Source organism: Bradyrhizobium sp. WSM1743, from assembly GCF_000473065.1.
Classification (GTDB): domain Bacteria; phylum Pseudomonadota; class Alphaproteobacteria; order Rhizobiales; family Xanthobacteraceae; genus Bradyrhizobium.
This window is the reverse complement of record NZ_KI421494.1, coordinates 42,350-43,563: the sequence shown is the minus strand read 5'-3', so window position 1 is coordinate 43,563 and position 1,214 is coordinate 42,350. Positions and strand designations below refer to the sequence as shown.

Annotated in this window: 1 protein-coding gene; it reads right to left on the bottom strand. The window is 64.3% G+C overall.

Annotated elements, in window-relative coordinates; all coding sequences use genetic code 11:
- Positions 1–1,214: amino acid adenylation domain-containing protein (locus YU9_RS44200; RefSeq protein ID WP_036019508.1), on the bottom strand; the 1,214-nt coding region annotated here is incomplete at both ends.

The following is a 1,214-nucleotide window of genomic DNA, read 5'->3' as shown; positions in this document are numbered from 1 at the left end:
TACAGCCGGTCGCCGTCCACAAAGGGACTGGCGATGAACCGCTCCGCGGTCAGCTCGGGCCGGTTCAGGTAGCCGCGCGCCACCCCCGCCCCGCCGACGTAGAGCTCTCCCACCGCGCCAAACGGAAGCGGTGCACCATGACCGTCAAGCAGATAGATCCGCGTGTTCGCGATCGGACGGCCGATCGGGACAATAGCGGCATCAAACTCATCCGGACAACTCCACGCTGTCACATCGATCGCAGCTTCCGTCGGACCGTAGAGATTGTGCAGGCCTGTCCAAGGCAAGAGGCGCCGAACCCTATGCACACTGGCGGCAGGGAGCGCCTCGCCGCTGCATAAAACTCGTCGCAGCGATGTGCAGCGCTCAACACTCTTCGCATCCATAAAGCTGACCAGCATGGATGGCACGAAGTGAACCGTCGTGATGCGCTGGCTGATGATCAAGTCGACCAATGCAGTGGGATCTCTGTGCGTGCCCGGAGGCGCCAGCACCAGGGTCGCCCCTTCAAGCAAGGTCCAGAAGAACTCCCAGGCCGAGACATCGAAGCCAAATGGCGTCTTCTGCAACACGACATCAGTTGCCTTGAGACCATAGGCGTTCTGCATCCAAATCAAGCGATTGACGATAGCCCGATGCTCATTCTGTGCCCCCTTGGACGCACCTGTGGATCCGGAGGTGTAGATCACATAGGCGAGATGGCGCGAGGTCAGCCCGAGCGCACGCGGGTCCGGATCCGACGCCGGCAGGTCTGCCCATTCCGGCATGGCCGTCTCCAGATCCACCACGCTCACATCGGCTAGCGCATCGTCGCCCAGCGCCGATCGCCCCGCCGCATCCGCCAGCAGCAATCGCGGCGCCGCATCGTCGAGAACCTGCCGCAGCCGCGCCGGCGGATAGGCCGGGTCCAGCGGCAGGTACGCCCCGCCCGCCTTGAGGATCGCCAAAAGCCCGACCACCATCGCCACGCTGCGCGCAACGCAGATCGCCACCGGCTGGTCCGGCTTCACCCCGAGCCCGATCAGATGATGCGCCAGCTGGTTGGCGTGCGCGTTGAGCTCGCCATAGCTGACGCGCTGGTCCTGATAGACCACCGCCACCGCATCCGGCGCTTTTTGCACCTGTGCCTCGAACAGCTCATGGATGCACACGTCCGACGGATAGGCCGATGCCGTCCGGTTCAGCTCCTCCAGCAGATACGCGCGCTCGGCGGG